This window comes from Flavobacterium panici (assembly GCF_903819335.1).
Taxonomy (GTDB): Bacteria; Bacteroidota; Bacteroidia; order Flavobacteriales; family Flavobacteriaceae; genus Flavobacterium; species Flavobacterium panici.
Window position 1 is genome coordinate 1 of record NZ_CAIJDE010000053.1, and the last position, 18631, is coordinate 18631.

The 18631-nt window shown below is 33.6% G+C and carries 20 protein-coding genes; 8 read left to right on the forward strand and 12 right to left on the reverse strand.

The annotated features are described in order from the left end of the window. Positions 1-158: 158 nt before the first annotated feature. From FLAPXU55_RS17365 to FLAPXU55_RS17400, 8 genes are all read right to left on the reverse strand, one after another. Positions 159-806: a DUF5661 family protein gene (locus tag FLAPXU55_RS17365; protein WP_180859762.1), complete on the reverse strand. Its 648-nt coding sequence runs from the start codon at positions 804-806 to the stop codon at positions 159-161. Between the two features lie 87 nt (positions 807-893). Continuing rightward, positions 894-1055 (reverse strand): DUF1328 family protein, encoded by a 162-nt coding sequence (locus tag FLAPXU55_RS17370; protein ID WP_035644678.1) that lies wholly within the window; start codon positions 1053-1055, stop codon positions 894-896. An 86-nt stretch (positions 1056-1141) separates the two neighbouring features. Continuing rightward, positions 1142-2224, reverse strand: a complete 1083-nt coding sequence (locus FLAPXU55_RS17375; protein WP_180859811.1) for a DNA topoisomerase IB — start codon at positions 2222-2224, stop codon at positions 1142-1144. 111 nt (positions 2225-2335) lie between these two features. Beyond that, positions 2336-2575: a DUF7218 family protein gene (locus tag FLAPXU55_RS17380; protein ID WP_053472232.1), complete on the reverse strand. Its 240-nt coding sequence runs from the start codon at positions 2573-2575 to the stop codon at positions 2336-2338. Positions 2576-2916: 341 nt separating this feature from the next. Continuing rightward, positions 2917-3609, reverse strand: coding sequence for a hypothetical protein (locus FLAPXU55_RS17385; protein ID WP_180859764.1), 693 nt, complete (start codon positions 3607-3609; stop codon positions 2917-2919). Positions 3610-3656: 47 nt separating this feature from the next. Continuing rightward, positions 3657-4301, reverse strand: a complete 645-nt coding sequence (locus tag FLAPXU55_RS17390; RefSeq protein ID WP_180859766.1) for a hypothetical protein — start codon at positions 4299-4301, stop codon at positions 3657-3659. Between the two features lie 48 nt (positions 4302-4349). Beyond that, positions 4350-4724, reverse strand: a complete 375-nt coding sequence (locus FLAPXU55_RS17395) for a hypothetical protein (protein ID WP_180859768.1) — start codon at positions 4722-4724, stop codon at positions 4350-4352. 38 nt (positions 4725-4762) lie between these two features. Beyond that, positions 4763-5038 carry a hypothetical protein gene (locus FLAPXU55_RS17400; RefSeq protein ID WP_180859770.1) on the reverse strand — a complete coding sequence of 92 codons (276 nt, stop codon included), beginning with the start codon at positions 5036-5038 and terminating at the stop codon, positions 4763-4765. Between the two features lie 268 nt (positions 5039-5306). On the opposite strand from FLAPXU55_RS17400, the gene FLAPXU55_RS17405 reads away from it, so the two are divergent. Then, positions 5307-5894, forward strand: a complete 588-nt coding sequence (locus tag FLAPXU55_RS17405) for a DUF4142 domain-containing protein (RefSeq protein ID WP_180859772.1) — start codon at positions 5307-5309, stop codon at positions 5892-5894. Between the two features lie 152 nt (positions 5895-6046). Here the strand turns inward: FLAPXU55_RS17405 and FLAPXU55_RS17410 are convergent, their stop codons facing one another. The 3 genes from FLAPXU55_RS17410 to FLAPXU55_RS17420 all read right to left on the reverse strand — a co-directional run bounded on the left by FLAPXU55_RS17410 (position 6047) and on the right by FLAPXU55_RS17420 (position 8710). Next, positions 6047-7102 (reverse strand): NAD(P)-dependent alcohol dehydrogenase, encoded by a 1056-nt coding sequence (locus FLAPXU55_RS17410; RefSeq protein WP_180859774.1) that lies wholly within the window; start codon positions 7100-7102, stop codon positions 6047-6049. Between the two features lie 105 nt (positions 7103-7207). Continuing rightward, entirely contained in the window at positions 7208-7612 is a 405-nt protein-coding gene (locus FLAPXU55_RS17415) for a cupin domain-containing protein (protein WP_053472227.1), read from the reverse strand. A 228-nt stretch (positions 7613-7840) separates the two neighbouring features. Next, positions 7841-8710, reverse strand: coding sequence for a helix-turn-helix domain-containing protein (locus tag FLAPXU55_RS17420; RefSeq protein WP_180859776.1), 870 nt, complete (start codon positions 8708-8710; stop codon positions 7841-7843). Positions 8711-8993: 283 nt separating this feature from the next. Here FLAPXU55_RS17420 and FLAPXU55_RS17425 point away from each other — a divergent pair, with 283 nt between their 5' ends. Together FLAPXU55_RS17425 and FLAPXU55_RS17430 are read left to right on the forward strand one after the other, a co-directional pair. After that, on the forward strand, positions 8994-9581 hold the full coding sequence (locus FLAPXU55_RS17425; RefSeq protein WP_180859778.1) for a Crp/Fnr family transcriptional regulator: 588 nt from the start codon (positions 8994-8996) through the stop codon (positions 9579-9581). A gap of 101 nt (positions 9582-9682) precedes the next feature. Next, positions 9683-10663, forward strand: a complete 981-nt coding sequence (locus FLAPXU55_RS17430) for an SMP-30/gluconolactonase/LRE family protein (RefSeq protein ID WP_180859780.1) — start codon at positions 9683-9685, stop codon at positions 10661-10663. Between the two features lie 152 nt (positions 10664-10815). Here FLAPXU55_RS17430 and galA read toward each other — a convergent pair whose 3' ends face one another. After that, the gene (galA, locus tag FLAPXU55_RS17435; RefSeq protein WP_180859782.1) at positions 10816-13635 is read right to left on the reverse strand and encodes a beta-galactosidase GalA; all 2820 of its coding nucleotides are present in this window, start codon (positions 13633-13635) and stop codon (positions 10816-10818) included. A gap of 210 nt (positions 13636-13845) precedes the next feature. Between galA and FLAPXU55_RS17440 the strand changes: the two genes are divergently transcribed. From FLAPXU55_RS17440 to lpdA, 5 genes are all read left to right on the forward strand, one after another. Next, a complete protein-coding gene (locus FLAPXU55_RS17440) occupies positions 13846-14229 on the forward strand; it encodes a hypothetical protein (protein WP_053472222.1) in 384 nt (127 codons plus the stop codon). A gap of 15 nt (positions 14230-14244) precedes the next feature. Beyond that, positions 14245-15111 carry a chromate resistance protein ChrB domain-containing protein gene (locus tag FLAPXU55_RS17445; RefSeq protein WP_180859784.1) on the forward strand — a complete coding sequence of 289 codons (867 nt, stop codon included), beginning with the start codon at positions 14245-14247 and terminating at the stop codon, positions 15109-15111. A 59-nt stretch (positions 15112-15170) separates the two neighbouring features. Beyond that, positions 15171-15671, forward strand: coding sequence for a hypothetical protein (locus FLAPXU55_RS17450; RefSeq protein WP_180859786.1), 501 nt, complete (start codon positions 15171-15173; stop codon positions 15669-15671). Positions 15672-15685: 14 nt separating this feature from the next. Next, positions 15686-16846, forward strand: coding sequence for a chromate transporter (locus FLAPXU55_RS17455; protein ID WP_180859788.1), 1161 nt, complete (start codon positions 15686-15688; stop codon positions 16844-16846). Positions 16847-17059: 213 nt separating this feature from the next. Next, positions 17060-18466, forward strand: coding sequence for a dihydrolipoyl dehydrogenase (lpdA, locus tag FLAPXU55_RS17460; protein ID WP_180859790.1), 1407 nt, complete (start codon positions 17060-17062; stop codon positions 18464-18466). Positions 18467-18631 lie beyond the last annotated feature (165 nt).

An 18631-nucleotide genomic window follows, 5' to 3' on the forward strand; every position in this document is an offset into this window, starting at 1 on the left:
TTCAGCGACATACTATAGTCTCGCTGGCTTCGCTTAACATAACTTGTTTGTTTTTCCATAACGATCTTTTTTTTGTATCGCTATTTCAGGACAAGACAATTTTAAAATAAAAAACCGTTAAGAATAAACTTAACGGCTTTTTTTATGTCTTTAAAATGCTAATCGCCTATTTTTTCTAAGACCGGAATATCATCCATTTTTTGTAAACGTTCTACAAGTCCTTCCTTTGCCTCTGCTAATTCCTGTTCGGCTTTGCCTAATTCTTTATACCACTCTTCTTTTCCAGATTCTGAGCTTTCTATTTTACGCATAATCTCATAAATTTCACCTTCAGCTTCCATCACCTTAAGGCGTTTATAGTACGTCAGGCTTTCGGTCATGTGTGCAAGTGCAATCATTGCCGTTAAAAAAGGATGATTGTTGGTTACGTTTACATCTCTGATTTTTCCGTGTTCGAGTTCGACTTTTAAAGCAAATGCAAATTCTTCCATATTAAAATCAGCATGTTTGCTTTCTGGGTTCAAATAAGCCTTAATTGCTTCGACATTATCCATTGTCGAAAGATCAACATCGGTTTGTTTTCCGTCTAGTAAATCTTTGTAAACTACATTTGCTACGGCTCTTGCTTCGGCAATTGTTGGATCGTTTTCGGGATTTTCGAAATCACGTGTTGTCCAATCCCATTTTTCCGGATGTACAGGCTTGATGTATTTTTCACAAAAATCTGTTACATCGTTTTTCAAACTTACCATTTCGTCTTGTCGTTTAATGTAAACGTCCTGGTAAGCTCCGCTTTTAGTTCCCATAATTTGATATTTTTAAAAGATAAACGACACATTTACCGAGATATATGTGCCGTTTTAATTTCGTTCTTATTTTACTGAATCCTAGTGTTAAACACTTCTTCTTCCGCTTATCAGCGAAATAATAAACAACACTAAGAATATGAAAAATAAAATTTTTGCTATACTAGCGGCTCCAGCGGCAATTCCGCCAAAACCAAATATTCCCGCAATAATTGCCAGAATAATAAATATGACTGTCCATCGTAACATAATAATTGATTTTTAGTTAATACTGATTTTTGTTTGTTTTTAAACTTTATGCTTTTGAAAGAGGTGCATTAACTCTTAGATTTTAATTACAGCAAACTGACCTGATAATTTTCAATCAGTTCTGCAAAGGCACTTTCGCTTCTTGAAAAGTATTTTTTTGTACTTCGGCTCTTTTTTACTTTATCAAAATAGGGCTGAATCGATCCGTCTTCATAAGTTGTAACCAACAAGGGATGAACGTAATAATTCTTGCACACATTTCTTGTGTTTCCCAGCGCTTCTGCTGTGGCATCATAAGCCTGAACAATGTTTCTTTTGATTTCTTTTTCGTCTGATGTAACGCCTAGTTCCATTAAACTTTCAAAGAATATAATTGAGGCGGCCCAGGTTCTAAAGTCTTTGGCACTGAAATATTCGCCCGAAATATTGTGCAGATATTCATTGACCATATGACTGTCTAAAACCTTTCTTTCGCCGTTTTTATCATAATATTTAAAAACTTCCCAACCCGGAATTTCCTCGCAGCGGCTTACCAGTTTGATCAATTGTTTGTTTCTTGTGGTAATGGTGTGCTGTTTTCCTTTTTTTCCGATGAATTCAAATCGGAGGGAATTTTTATTGATGTTAATATGTCTTTTTCGCAAAGTCGAAAGTCCGTACGATTTGTTGTCTTTCGCGTATTTTTCATTTCCAATTCGGATATGCGTTTCTTCCATTAACCGAATCACAAGTGCAATTACTTTTTCTTTCGACCATTCTTTTTGTTCTAAATCGATATCTACTTGTTTTCGTATAGAAGGAAGCTTTTGTCCGAATTCTGCAATTTTGTAAAACTTGGTTTGATTGCGAATTAAATTCCATTTTGGATGATACCGATATTGTTTTCTGTTTTTAACATCTAAACCTACCGCTTGTAAATGTCCGTTTGATAAGTCGGATATTTTTACATTTACCCACGCCGGCGGTAAAACCAGGCTGTTAAAACGCTTTATTTCGCTTTTTTGCTTAATACAGCGTCCGTTTTTTTTATAAATAAAACCATCATCTCCCTGGCATCTTTCAATTGGTAAATTTTGATTGTTTACATAAACTAATTCTAATTTTTCTAACACCAAATGCGGTGTTTTAATTAGTTGTGTCATTAGTTTTTGAGTTCTGGCGGTATTCATGGTCGTTTTTCTTTTTTTTGCCGCAGATTTCACAGATTCAAAGATTTTTCCTTTTACATTCTTTTTCATCTCCATAATCTTAGAGAATCTGCGAAATCTGCGGTATTTATTTTAATTAGTTCTGAGTGATTTAATCAAACTTTTTTTATTCATGTAAGAACGTCCGGAAACGCCTACTTTTCTGGCTTGTTGATAAAGTTCATCTTTTGTCCATTCTTCATAAGGCTTTGCTTTTCCGCCTTTTTCTCCTGCATCTGGCGTATTTGCTATACGCGCCGATTTCTCTTTACTGTATCCCTTATTTAAAAGAGCTTCGTATTGTGCTTCGTTTTTAATTCTTGGATCTGGCATAACTTAAAAATTAGGTTAGTAATTGTTGTATGGTTATATCAAAGTTCCCAAAAAGAAAGATTTTTCTGTTATACAATTATCGTTATAACTTTCATAATTAAGATTGTAGACTTTAGATGATTTTAGATTTTAGATTGCAGATTTTAGATTATTCGCAATCTTGTGGTTTAGACGGAGGAGAATTCATATTATCCCGAAGTCTTGGGACGCAAAGAAAAGCGCCAATCTTTGTCGATATGCGAGTGCGATTTCTCCTCCGTCGAAATGACAAATAGTGTTGCGCTAAAAACAAAAAATCCCATTCTTTCGAATGGGATTTTGTTATTTAATATTCTTGTTGACTATATATCTTTCTCAACTATATATTTTTTCTTATTGCTTTTTGGATCCATGTAAGAAATACCAAAACCTTCTTTGTCTGCGTTTAAAGTTAATTGTGAGAGTATTTCTTTTTTAATCTTCTTTCCTTTAATATTAATATCGGTTGTAAAACTTCCTTTAAATACAATTTCTAAGTTTGTCTTATCAATTTTATATTCAATATCTGAGATTAAAAACTCTGCTTTGAGATCTTTTAGAGAGGTCTTTTTTTGAAAATCAAATACTTTTACATCCGTTTCACTAAATAATATAGAAAGTCCTTTATTGTATAAATCGATTCTTCCGTTTCCGCTTTCTTTATCTTCATTTACAAATTCATTGAAAATAACATTAAATGATGGGTATTTTTCTTTAGTATTTACATTGAATTTTAAAAATACTCCGCTATTTAAAAAATCATATTCCAAATCAGATCTGGGGATAACTTGAAAACTATAAAATGCGGCAGATCTCGAGGAAGATGTTTGCAAATCTTTAATAAACAACAATTTACTTGTTACTTTTAATCCGTCTCTAAAATAATTGAGTTCTGGACTAAAAAGTGATTCATCTGTATTATTACCCAAAAACAAATCATCAAAACCCGGAAAATACGCTTGCGCAGAAACTGTAAGATTTACAAGAAATAATAAGGAAACGATGAATTTTTTCATTTTGTTCTAAGGTGATTTTTAGCTAAGATTATAATAACGTTGATTCATTATTGTACCACTTCTTCATAAGAAATTTGAATTGAATCATCCTTTTTTGCTGCATCCCAATAAACGAATGGTTCTGCTTTTTTAATTCCGGCAAGATCTTTTTCAAAATTATTTTGATACTTAATAATTTCTTTAATGTCTTTAACATCATTTTTCAAAGCAACTTCATCAAATTGAATATTCCCAACATACAAAATCTCTCCTTTGGTTACTTTAAAAGGAATTGAAAAACCATTGATGTTACCGTTTCTCTGAAGAACTGCAAAACCACTATTTGTAAAGAGTCGAATATTTGTAATTACATACTCCCCTTCAGGTTTTTCAACTGCAAAAAGATATGTCAATCCGCCATCTAAATCACCTTTATGTCTCATTCTTGTAATCTGTGCAGGAATAAAATGCACTTCTTTTGAATATTTTCTGGATAACTTAGGATCAGTAGACTTGTAACTTATTAACATAAAATATCCATGAAATTTAGCTTTTTCAGCAGGAAAAGTAAGGGAACCGAAAATTAAGCCATTGTCTGTTTTCCTTGGATTATAAGTCAAATTTTGTGCTGTTGATGTTGATACGGCACAACAAAAAATAAAAGTGGATAAGAATAAAATACGAGCTAAAGATGTAATAGATTTAGTTTTCATTTATGTATAATTTAAAATGTTTGTTTTTGATGGTGTGAAAATATAAAATTAACTCCAGCTCATATTAATATATACTGTATTTCCTTTTATTTTTACTCGGCCTCCGTATGATTCCAGATTCTTTGGATGAATTTCATATATCTTAGTTCCATCTTTTATTTCTGGCTCAACACCTTTAAATCCTTTACTTTTTAAAATCCAGTTTTTTATTTCAGATTCTGAACTTGTAAATTCAATAATGAATTGTCTGGTAAAAATACTTCCCCGTTTTTCCATATGAGTGATATCTGCATCTTTAGGAAGTTTATCTAATTTTCCCCAGCTTAAAGCAGCCTCAATGGCTTCGTCTCTATCCCAAGGCATAACAAACGATGAAAAATAATTTAGGTAAATAAAAGAAAATCCTAAAAATAGTAAGATCAAAAATATTTTGATTATTCTCATATTAGTAAAGGCTTATATTATTTGGTTAAACCAATGTCATCAATAGTATCTTGCGGTAAAGCTTTTGTTTTTAACAACTTAAAACCGTACTTGAAAATAAAGTAAATTATAATACCAAATATTACCATCATAATGAAAGTTCCGAAAAGAAATCCTATTCCTTCATAAGTAGATTTCCCCAATACTCCGATACTTTGCATTAATGCTTTTAATATACCCACAATCAAGGAAAGTGAAAGTAGTGCTCCTATTATAATTAAAAGAATACCGAGAATCTTTTTTACAGCTTTCATAAATATAATTTTCTATGTTTTATTGGGCGAAAATACAATAGTTCAAACTTAATTTAATTTAAAAATTCGCTTTTTCACCTTTATATATTATATAGGAAATGAACCAAAATTATTTTAACAAGTATACTAATAAATTAAAATTAGAGAATAAGTATTTATACGGGTTTATTACTCAGCATCCAAATCATATAACAATCTCTAAAAATCCTGTAAGACATTCCTGTAACTTCTCAATAATTTTACATCATAACATTTAAACTATAAAATCATGAAAAAGATATTATTAGCCAGTAAAGCAATTTTAGGAGCGGGAATTATTATTTTATTCCTTAACTCTTGTAAAAATGAAGTAAAACAAGAAGATCCAAAAGAAGTTGCAGAAGATGCTAATGAAGCCAAATTTGACTCTATTGACAGTAAAGAAGATGATTCTGAATTTTTAGTAGATCAGGCTGAAATTAACCTGGCTGAAATCGAAATAGGAAAATTGGCACAGCAAAAAAGTACCAATGCCGAAGTGAAAAAATTTGGTAAAATGCTTGTTGATGAGCATACTAAATCAGCATCTGAAGTAAGTGCTTTAGCAAAAGCTAAAAACTTTACACTGCCAAGTTCACTTACTGAAGAAGGACAAGAAGAATACAACAAACTAAACGAAAAATCAGGTCTTGATTTTGATAAAAAATTCGCCGATATGATGATCGACGGTCACGAAAAAGCAATTGACAAACTTCAAAAAGCAGCAAAAGATGCACACGACGAAGATGTTAAACTTTGGGCCTCAAATAATATCGCAGGATTAACAGCACATTTAGAACATGCCAAATTGCTGAAACAAAATCTGGACAAAAAGTAAAATAAATTTAATTGGTTATTATTTATTTTTAAGAAACCCCTCAAGAGTTGAATTGCTTGAGGGGTTTTGTTTTTTTTAAAGTGCTAAGATACTAAGGTTCTAAGATGCTAAGAAAAAAACTTAGAGTCTTAGCATCTTAGAACCTTAGCAACTTATTTTAAAGAAGCCATATCAATTACAAAACGATATTTGATATCTCCTTTTAATAATCTTTCATAGGCATTGTTGACGTCGTTTACACCAATTACTTCAATATCAGCAGTAATATTGTGTTCTGCGCAAAAGTCTAACATTTCCTGAGTTTCGGCAATTCCGCCAATAGCAGAACCTGCAAAACTTCTTCTTCCTAATATAAGACTGAATGATGTTACAGGAAGTGGATCCATTGGAGCGCCCACTAAAGTCAACGTTCCGTCTACTTTTAATAAATTTAGATAGGAATCGATGCTATGTTCAGCAGAAACGCAGTCTAATATAAAATTCAGGCTTTTTGCATGTTTAGCCATTTGTTCAGGATCTGTAGATAAAACTACTTCATCTGCACCTAAACGTTTTGCATCTTCTGTTTTAGATAAATTAGTTGTAAATACAACAACATGAGCGCCCATAGCTTTTGCTAATTTGATTCCCATGTGGCCTAAACCACCAATACCAACAATTCCAACTTTTTGACCAGGACCAACATTCCAGTGTTTTAAAGGAGAATAAGTTGTGATTCCGGCACATAATAAAGGTGCAACTCCGGCAAGATCTAATTTATCTGAAATGTGCAGTACAAAACTTTCATCAACTACAATACTTTGAGAATAACCTCCAAAAGTCTGGATTCCGCCTAAATGTTTGTCCGGAGAATTGAACGTTAAAATACTTCCCTCATCACAATATTGTTCTAAATCGTTTTTACAATTGTCACATTCTCTGCACGAATCAACCATACAACCTACTCCGGCAAGTTCTCCAACTTTGAAATTTTTAACGTGATCACCTACTTTTACAATTCGGCCTACGATTTCATGTCCGGGAACAATTGGATAAATAGTTCCGTGCCATTCGTTTCTGGCTGAGTGTAAATCAGAGTGGCAGATTCCGCAATACAAAATTTCAATTTCAACATCGTGTGCCTGTACCGCACGGCGCTGAATGTCTAAGGTTTTTAATGGCGCTTCCGCAGCTTCAGTACCAAAGGCTTTTATGTTTTTTGTTTCCATATAGTTTGTTTTTTTGTTTCAGGTTTTGGTTTGTTTCAAGTTTTTTTTGTTTCAGGTTTCAAGTTTCAAGTTTTAGAAAACTTAGTCCCTTAGCATCTTAGAAACTTAGTGACTCAAAACGAAATACTCTCCATCGGTTACTTTTTCTAACCATGTTCCGTGGCCTTTATCAATTTCTGTGATAATGGCAACATAAGAGAACTTGTCAAACGGAGTTGCTCCATACCAGTGTTCTACACCCGGCAGAATCGTAACTACTTCATCTTTAAGAAGTATACGAACTGCGCTTCCTCTTTCCTGGTAATAACCTACTCCATTCTTTGCAATAAGCATGTGCAGACTCGCATTACTGTGCCAGTTGCTTCTTGCGCAAGGTTCAAAAGTAACTTCCTTAATAACAGTATTTTCAGGATGAATATCACTGCTTTGCTTCTTGTACGAAACGTCGCCCGTCATATATGCACTAGGGACTTTTCCTTCTTCGATAACGGCTGAATAATTTGTTGACATAAATTTAGTTATTTTTTTGAGATTGACTTTATTTAAAACTACTTATATTATTCATTATCAGAATTATAAACTAAATTTAGAAAGCTAGGATCCGCTTTATGAAGTATTTATTTAGTTTGCTGAAAACTGATAACTTATTTAGTATCGTAATTTCAAAGGCAAAATTAGGAAAGGAATACTTTCCGGAAATAACAATATTCAAACAAAAAATTATGAAATTGAAACAATTTACATTCTTAACGATTTTGGAACCGTTCCTGTAAGTCTTTTAAAATAATTATTAAAATAACTCGGATATTCAAATCCAAGCGAATAACCAATATCCGAAATACTCCAGTCAGTATGCTGTAACAAAGCTTTTGCTTCATTGATAACTCTTTCTGTAATATGCGCCGTTGTTGGTTTTCCCGTAACTTCTTTTACAGAACGGTTTAAATGGTTTACATGTACAGCAAGACTTTGTGCATAATCCTGCGGCGTTTTTAAAGCCAGCGGTTCGTTTTTAGTTTCGATTGGAAACTGTCTTTCTAATAATTCTAAAAATAAAGAGGTAATTCTCGCAGATGCATTTCTATGTTTAAAGAAATTATCTGACGGCTGCATTTTCATCGATTCATGAATAATCAAGTTGACATAACTGCGCATTAAGTCATCTTTAAAAACATAATCAGTTTCATATTCTTCGATCATTTTTTGAAACAATGAATCTATAAACACCTTTTGTTCAGCATTTAAAGAAAAAATTGGTGTTCCTCCTATTTTAAATAAAGGTGATTCGTGAAGTGTTTCTGAACGATCTTTTGCTCTCAAAAATTCTTCTGTAAAAACGCAGGCATAACCTTCATAACCTTCAGAAACGGTTTCCCATGAATATGGAATAATTGGATTACCGAAAAACAAAATAGTTCCGTCGGTTTCTATTCCGCGGTCGGCATATTGTATGATACTTTTACTCGTATTGATGCAGATTTTGTAAAAATCCCTGCGGCTGTAAACAGGAATTTTACTTAAATCTCCGTTGATCTGATATACCTTAAAGCCCTTCAGCTTTAAATCTGAAGTAAAATCGCAATTCTGAGTTTCTGATTGATTATTCATTTTGCAAAGTTATGAAAATCAAATATATTTTTAGTTTATTTTGTTTCAGGTTTCAGGTTTCAGGTTTTTTACCGCAAAGAGCGCTAAGGTTTACGCAAAGCACGCAAAGAAAATAAAACTTTGCGTCTTTGCGACTTTGCGAGATTCTTTGATTCCAATAAAAAAAACCTTGCGACCTTTGCGTTCTTTGCGGTTAGATTAACTTGAAACAAAAAAACTTGAAACAAAAAAACTTGAAACATGAAACTTCAAACCTGAAACAAAACTTTTTATCTTTGTTTGCATGAAGGATTTACTGCCCGTTATAGACTACGTTTCAAGATATGTTGATTTGACAGATGATGAAAAAAAGCATCTGGCTACTTTTTTGAAAATTACCAAAGTAAAGAAAAGGCAATTTATTGTACAGCCGGGATTTGTATGCAAACATAAAAGCTATGTTGTAAAAGGCGCTTTTAGAGGTTATTTAGTCGATAACGAAGGAAAAGAACACACCTTATCATTTGCCATTGAAGATTGGTGGATTTCTGATTACAGCAGTTTAATTTATCAGGAACCTGCTACTTTGTTTGTGGAAGCATTGGAAGATTCCGTTTTGATTCAGATTGAATATGAAGACGAACAGAAATTTCTACGTGAGATTCCGAAACTTGAAAAATTCGAGCGTATTATAACCCAGCGTTCGCTTGCTTTTCAGCAAAAAAGACTTTTATCCAATTTTACCAAAACTGCCGAAGAACGTTATGACGAATTCATAAGCAAATATGCCGAAATTGCTAAGCGTGTGCCGCAATATGCTTTGGCTTCTTATCTTGGTTTTAGCACCGAGTATTTGAGTAAAATACGCAATCGAAAAACCTCAAAAAGTTAAACTAGTTTAACCGAATTTCCTAAACCAGTTCATTTTTATTTTTCTTGTTCTGTCCCAGATTTGCATTGTCAATAAGGACAAATAATTTCAATTCAATAAAAATGAAAAATACAATTTTAATTACCGCTTTTTCTATTCTTTTTGCTGCTTGCGACAGTGAAAAAAAGCCTGCCTCAGTTTCTGTTTCTCTTCAAAGCAAATATACCGTAACAGATATTGGTCTTTATCCTGAAGGAATTGATTATGATTCTAAAAACGAAAAATTCTTATTTAGCTCTTTGTATAAAGGTGCCGTTTATGCAATGAACCCAAAAGGTGAAACGACAGTTTTTGCTACAAGCAGTAAATTGGTTCTGCCAACAGGAATTTATACGGATGAAACCAGAAACCGATTAATTGTCGCTAATGCCGATTTGGGAATTTCACAAAAAAGTACTGCCACAAGCGCCGGAACAATTGCTACAGTAAGTATTTTTAACCTTACTTCGGGCGCATTGATTAAGGAAATCAATTTGAAAAATTTCACTCCAAATGCCGGATCGTGTCTAAATGATATTGCGGTAGATACTGAGGGAAATATTTATATTACCGATTCTTTTTCTCCGAACATCTATAAAATTGATACGAGTTTTACAGCATCTTTATTTGTTACGAATGAATTATTCAAACCCGCGCCAAATCAATTTGGTTTAAACGGAATTGTTTTTCATCCTGATGGTTATTTACTGGCTGTAAAAACAGATGATTTTAAATTGTTTAAAATTTCAATTTCTAATCCTTCCATTATTACTGAAGTTACAGGAGCAGCTTTCAGCGCGCCTGACGGAATTGAATTAGACAAAAACAATAATTTAGTTGTTGTTGAAAACGGATTGGCTTTAGGTAAAACTTATACTTTTTCAAGTAGCAATAACTGGAAAAGCGCTTCAAAAATTAGTGAAACTACTATTGGTAAAGAAGATTTTCCAACAACTGCAGCTTTGGCTTCTGACGGAAATGTTTATGTAATAAGTTCTAAATTGGGGAAATTATTGGGCGGAGATAAAACGCAGTCTTCTTACGATATTCAGAGAATAAAATAGTTTTTTATAACCGCAAAGAGCGCAAAGATTTACGCAAAGCACGCAAAGAAAATAAAACTTTGCGTCCTTGCGGCTTTGCGAGATTCTTTCACTCCAGCTAAAAAAAACTTAGCGAACTTTGCGTAAATCTTTGCGCTCTTTGCGGTTAAATCTTAATTCTTCAAACTTGCAGCTCGTAATCCTTTCGCGGAAGCGGATAAAATAACTTCTTTAGCGCTTTCCTCTTTTTGGATAATTATTTGAGCGTATCCATTAAAAAGTTTTCTTTTCCAAGGCTCAGATGGCGTTATTACCTGAATAATTCCGGGATCTGTATTCATTACATCCCAGTCTTTTATTTTTTGAAGCGGAGTTGCTACGACATGAATTGTGTTTTTACCTTCTTTCAAAATTGCCGAATCCAAAATATACTTTTGAGAATCTTCAGCACTTGCATTTACTTTATTTCCGTTGATAAAAACCACTGTTTCTAATCCAATTTTCTTGTAAAAGAAACTCACAATACTTGATGCCAAATTGTTTTTTAATTCAAATTCACCTCTGTAAATATAAGATGGCGCTTGATTTTTGTAATCCCGATCTTTAAAAGCGGTTTTCCAATCGCTTTCGGGATAATTTTGTAATTCCTGAGGCAAAGTAGCCGTTACCCCTTTTTGTTCCTGAAAATTAGTTATTTGAACCAGCGAAATAGCATCAAGAAACTGATCTTTTTCTAAAGAAGTTGGATCCCCGTTTCCTACTCCCAAAATTTTTCCGCCTTTTATAGAAAAGGTAATTTCATCATTTGAAGTTGGAACATGCAGACCATTTTTGTCTGTAACCTCAACTGTGACAACCGTATTTTTTGAATTTGGTACATTTTCTTTATCAACCGAAAGTTTAATATTTTCAGCTTTTCCGGTTGTTTTTTGAATTTCGCTTAATACTTTTTTTCCGTTTTTAAATCCAATTGCTTCCAGAGTTCCCGGCGCATAATTTACTTTCCATTCTAAATGGCTGTTTTGCTGCATTTTCTTTTTGCCGAGACTTTTTTTGTTTAATAAAAGTTCTACTTCATCACAATTAGAATTTACCCAGACATCAATTTCTTTACCTTCCATTCCACTCCAGTTCCAATGCGGCATAATGTGCAGAATAGGCTCGGTTCTCCACCACGATTTTAAATAAAACACATTGTCTTTCGGGAAACCGCAAACATCCATCATTCCGAAATACGAAGTTACCGACGGCCATCCATATGGCGTAGGTTCGCCGCGATAATCAAAACCTGTCCAGATGAACATTCCGGCTAGATAAGATCTTTCGGCATAAAACTTCCAGCCTTCTTCAATGCTGTAAAAACTTGGGCGAGGTTTTCTATCGTAAGCGCTTTGATAATGTTTGGCATCATCTGTAAAATAAATTCCACGCGTTGCAAAAGTCGAACCTTCCTCCGTTCCCATTCCGGGTTGGCTTTTAAACTGATTTCGGTGTGTATCGATATCTCCGTTTCCAAGATAATTATAACCCATAATTTCCACTACAGACGAAATTCCGCTTTTAAATCCACTGCTAATTCCTACTGTTACAGGTCTTGTTGGGTCGATGCTTTTAGCAAAATTCTGCATCACATTCGTAATACGTTCGCCCACAATATTGCCTTCAATATTCCACTCTTCATTTCCTACCGACCAGCAAAAAATACTCGGATGATTTCGGTCACGTTCCATCATTCGCTTTAAATCATTCAAATGATAATCGTTAATTCCCATTAAACGCGTTTCATCAATTACAAGCATTCCCAGTTCATCACAAGCTTTCAGCAATTCAGGAGTTGGCGGATGATGCGAACAGCGATACGCATTCGAACCCATTTCTTTCAGTTTTTTAATTCTATAATACTGAATTTCATCTGAAAGCGCCGTTCCAATTCCCGCATGATCCTGATGATTATTGGTTCCTTTTAATTTTAAAGGTTTTCCGTTAAGAAAAAAACCATTTTCCGGATCAAACTCAATCGTTCGAATTCCAAAAGTGGTTTCATAATCGTCAATTACTTTTCCATTTTGCTTAATCTGCGTCACTAAATGATATAAATTCGGCGATTCAATACTCCACAAAAGCGGATTTTCAACATATAATTTGGAGCTATGCTTAATTGTCTGATAAAATTCAGGAGCTACTATATTTTCAGAAAAATTGGCGACTTGTTTATTTTGAGGATCCAAAACAGTCTGAACAATTTCAATTGATCCTTTATAATTTCCTTTGTTTTCAATCGTAACATCTGCAATAACATTAGTACTGTTATTTTTAAGTTGAGAAGTTACATAAGTTCCGTTTGCTGCAACATGAACCGGATTTGTTTTCTGTAAATAAACATGTCTGTAAATCCCCGCACCTTCATAAAACCAACCTTCTTCCATTGATGCATCGGCACGAACAACAATTGTATTTTCTCCGCCATAATTGACGTAAGCCGTTACATCATATTCAAATCCGTTATAACCGCTTTGTTCAGTTCCGAGATAATATCCGTTAAAAAAAACTTTTGAATTTCTAAAAACACCGTCAAATTTTAGACTGATAATTTTGCCATTATCGGTTTCCGTAATATTGATTTTTTTTCGGTACCAGCCAATGCTTTTCTCCGGAAAACCTTTTCCTGCGGTTTTAAATCCGTGGCTGAAACTTCCTTTTTCACTAAATTCTTGTTCAACAGCCCAATCGTGAGGTAAATCTAATTTTCTCCAGGCGCGGTCATCAAAATCTTTTGCCGCCGGGCCATCGCCAAATCCGGTTTTGGTTAAGTATGAAAAATATCCCGTTGCGTGTCCAAAATCCTTTTCTGTATCGTATAAATGACCAAACGAAAAACGCCAGTCTTTATCCATTAAAATCAATTCTCTTTCTGATTTATTTTGGGCGAAAGCCAAACAGGAAAGCAAAAAACTGACAGACAGAAAAATTCTTTGAACGGAAACAATTTTCATAAACGTGGTTTGGTAAAGTTAGAACGATAAAATTAGGGTATAAAAAGGACTTTACTTAATAGTATTTTATCAAAAGATATACAATAAGTTCTAATAATCTGTTTGAAAATGGTGATTAAAAAATTTAGAATCATTCTATTGGCTATACTTTTTTAAATGATTCTGATTTGATGTAATTTTATATAAAAATTTAAAAAAACAGAGATAATTATGAGTGTTATTAAAGATGAAAAAAAGCTTCTTAGCACCATTAAACGTATCGATGAAAAGATCGATAAGAATAATGATCAAAAGATATTGGCCTTTTTTGAATCTCTTGGATTAACTGAAAGAGATGATGTTCCCCAAAATTTTCTGGATTGGGATACGATTCTTATTGTCGTACCCGACCGCCACATTTCGCATGAATTAAAATATTATAAATATTCCATATCAAGACTTTTCTTTGTAACTAATCCTTATGCTGATCAAATTCATATTTATGATTTTGACCAATGGAAAAGTGTAACCCGAAACAAAACACAATTTCAAATTAGAGAATTGATGAAAACGAGTTTTGGAGGTGTAAAGAAAACTTCGAATGAAAACGATTAATTTTAAGCTTGCCAAATGAAATGGATCACCCGTGAAAGGCCTAAAATTGATAGAATTGCCTGTCCGTGGCTGATCAAAAATTTTGTTGATGCCGATGCCGAATTTATTTATGTTCCGTTTAGTGAAGTTGCAGCGAAAGCGAAAGAATTAGATGCGATTCCGTTTGATATTCCAGATGTAGAATTTACGCATTATAATGAAGAATGTACGTTTGATTACATTATAAAAAAATATCAAATTGCTGATCCAGCGGTTTTAATTATGGCAAAAATTGTTCGCGGCGCCGATACGGACCGCCACGATCTTGCTAAAGAAGCCGCCGGACTCTGGGCAATTTCTGCCGGACTTTCGCATAATATTACAAACGATACCGAATTATTAGAAACCGGATTAAAGCTCTACGATGCATTGTACAGCTGGGCAAAACATTTGTACAAACAAAATCATTTGCAAAACAGCCCGTTCGAAAATTTACTTCACGAGGTATATAACAAGTTTTTAATTGAGAAAAAAAGCAGTCAAAAAACGCCTTTATGGGTTAAAGAATTAAAGAACATCATTCAGGATCAAATTGATGCGCAGTTTACTTTTGATTTAAAAAAAATCTCTAATGATTTAGAATTAAACCCTTCTTATTTATCAAGGGAATTTTCTAAATATTTTGAAGATTTAAATTTTGGTGAATATGTTCGAAAACTGCGAATTGAAAAAGCTATCAACTTGATTCAGAATTCGACTTATACTCTAACCGAAATTGCTTATATGACGGGATTTTCAGATCAAAGTCATTTTACCCGAATTTTTAAACTTCAAACAGGAAAAAATCCTTCTTCTTATAGAAAAAATGCCTTGAAAAGTAATTCAGATACAAAAGGTAAATAGCATTCTATTTATAAATTTACATTGTCGATAGTTTTGTTTTTTAATTAACAAAACTAATCATGATTTCATTTAAACACATTTTCATAATCGCTTTATTTACTTTCAGTTTCAATGCATTTTCTCAAACTGTTTATCCAAAAATTACAGGATATTTTGGGATTATGCATCCTATTGCCACTTTTAGCAGTGAACAAACGAGTGTAAATTTTAGAGATTATTATGCTGTTGGTTTTCCTACCGGAATCAATATTTGGAAAAGCCAGAAAATAGGTTTTTCTTTTGAAGTTGTTCCTAATATCAGAGTTCAGGGAAACAGTGATAAAGTGACTAATTTATTATTTCATCCCGGTGTTTTAGTGGCTCTTGGTAACGGTTATACTTTTGCCGGAAGAGCAGCTTTTGAAAGCAGCGGCAGATACGGTATAACTCCCGTACTTAATAAAACGGTTATAAAAAGTGATAATTGCAGTTATTATGTGGCTCTCCCGCTTCCCGTTCGTTTTGGTAATGATCATCCTGCCTCTTTTACGGTTGGCTTTCAATTTGGAATTGCTTTTTAAAAATATCGGTATCAATGACAACTTCAAAATATTCATTAAGAGAATTAACTTTATACTTTCTAAAACTAGGAACAATAGGTTTTGGAGGGCCGGTTGCGCTTGTGGGATATATGCATAAAGATTTAGTCGAAAATCGCAAATGGATTTCTGAAGAAGAATACAAACAGGGTTTGGCTTTAGCCCAATTAGCCCCCGGCCCATTGGCAGCTCAATTAGGAATATATTTAGGTTTTGTGCATTATAGACTAATAGGAGCCACTTTAATTGGGTTTGCATTTATTTTACCTTCCTTTATTATGGTTGTCCTTTTAGGAATTATATATAAATTATATGGAGGGCTTCCTTGGATTCAAGCTGTATTTTATGGTGTTGGCGCAGCCGTTATCGGGCTTATAGTCGTCAGTTCGTATAAACTTACTGTAAAATCTATTGGTAAATTTAATATAGAGTCTTTTAGGACAAACTGGTTATTATGGCTGTTTTTTATTATTACTTTTAGTATAACATTTATAATGCGGCAAGAACCGGTTTTGTTATTTATTGCCGCAGGATTTTTATATATGATCATTAAGTCATCTCCTAAATGGTGGAACTCAAGATCTATAACTTCAATATTATTTCTACAAGTTCCTTTGTGGAATTATGAAAGCAGAACGTTAATAAAAATTGCTATTTTCTTTGCCGAGGCAGGAACATTTGTATTTGGAAGCGGGTTAGCCATTGTACCTTTTTTACATTCGGGCGTTGTAATTGAAAATCATTGGTTAACAGAACAGCAATTTTTAGATTCTGTTGCTGTAGCAATGATAACACCCGGCCCGGTGGTAATTACTGTAGGATTCATTGGCTATTTAGTCGACGGTTTTTTGGGTGCTCTGGTTGCGGCCTTAGCGACATTTTTACCTTGTTATATATTTACTGTAGCTATGGCTCCTTATTTTCATAAAATTGCAGGAAATAAATCAGTTAAATCATTTGTTGATGGAATTACAGCAGCAGTTATTGGTGCTTTGGCAGGCTCAGTTCTTGTAATTGCTTCCCAAACTATAATTGATGTCCCAACAACTTTTATCGCTCTTATAACAATTGTTACTTTGTTTCGCATCAAAAATTTACCCGAACCTTATATAATAATTATTGCCGCTTTATTTGGCTTATTTATTAAACTTATATAACCCGTTCGTTTTGCAATGCATCCTGCCTCTTTTACGGCTGGTTTTCAATTTGGGATTACTTTTTAAATATCATGAATTCAACTTTTTAAATAACGAAATACAGTAAATTCTTTTCCAGAATACATTTTTAATTATTAAATTTCAACAACTTAAATAAAGGCATATTGATTGCTTTAACTAAAATGTTCTTTTAATTATTTAAAAAACTCATTTATGGAAACAAAATTTGATATTGTTGTTATTGGTTCAGGTCCGGGCGGTTATGCATCGGCAATTCGCTGTTCGCAATTAGGTTACAAAACTGCTCTTGTAGAAAAATATAAAGCCCTTGGCGGAACCTGTACAAATGTTGGCTGCATTCCCACAAAAGCATTACTGGACAGTACGGAACATTATCATACTGCCGAAACTAAATTTGCAACACACGGAATTCTAACCGGAAAATTGAGTTTAGATTTCAAGCAGTTAATTAAAAGAAAAGGCGAAGTTGTAGAGCAGAATATTGCCGGACTTAATTTTTTAATGAAGAAAAACAAAATCGAGGTTTTTGAAGGAATTGGTTCTTTTTTAAATAATTCTGAATTGAATGTAAAACATAACGATGGCAATTCAACAAAAATTACTTCAACTTATTTTATTATTGCAACAGGTTCAAAACCAGCTACAATTCCCGGAGTTGAAATTGACAAACAACGAATCATAACTTCGACAGAAGCACTTTCACTGCCCGAAAAACCGAAAAGCATTGTCATTATTGGCGGAGGCGTAATTGGTGTAGAAATGGCTTCTATTTATGCCAGAATTGGCGTTGAGATTACGATAATAGAATATTTTGACAGCCTGATTCCAACAATGGATAAAGATCTTGGAAAAGAACTTAAAAAGATATTTACCAAACAGAATATCAAGATTTTATTGAGTCATAAAGTGCAATCGGCTAAAAATAACGGCAAGAATGCAACGGTTAGTTTTTTGGATGCTTCCAATAATCCACAGGAAATTACTGCCGATTATTGTTTGGTTGCCGTTGGAAGAAAACCATATACAGAAGGTTTAGGTTTAGAGAATACCAATATCGAAGTCGACACAAAAGGCCGAATCGTTACAAACGAAAAACTGCAAACAAAAGCCGAAAATATTTACGCTATTGGTGATGTTGTAGCCGGAGCAATGCTCGCACACAAAGCCGAAGAAGAGGGAATTTTTGTTGCCGAAACTATAAACGGTCAAAAACCACATATTAATTACAAGTTAATTCCGGGCGTTGTTTATACTTGGCCAGAAGTGGCTTCTGTTGGTTATACCGAAGAAGAATTGAAAGAAAAGGGTATTGAATATCGTGTTGGAAAATTTCCGTTCTCAGCCAGTGCCAGAGCTAGAGCCGCTATGGAAAAAGATGGTTTTTCTAAAATCTTATCTGATCCAAAATACGGAGAACTTTTAGGAATGCATGTCATTGGCCCGCGAGCCGCAGATTTGATTGCTCAAGGCGTCATCGGAATGGAATATGAAGTTACAGACGAAGATATGTTCAGAATTTCATACGCTCACCCAACTTATTCTGAAACTTTAAAAGAAGCTTATATGATTGCTTCCGGACAGGGAGCTATTAATATTTAAGTTTTTTGTTTCAGGTTTTCTTTGTTTCAGGTTTCAAGTTTTTACAGTCTTAATCTTTGTCAAAGTTTGGAACTTTGACAAAGATCTGTATTCTATTTTTTATCTCATTTAATTTCAAAAATTCTGATAAATTTTTGTTCTAGTTTTTTCCTCTTTCTTTCTTCT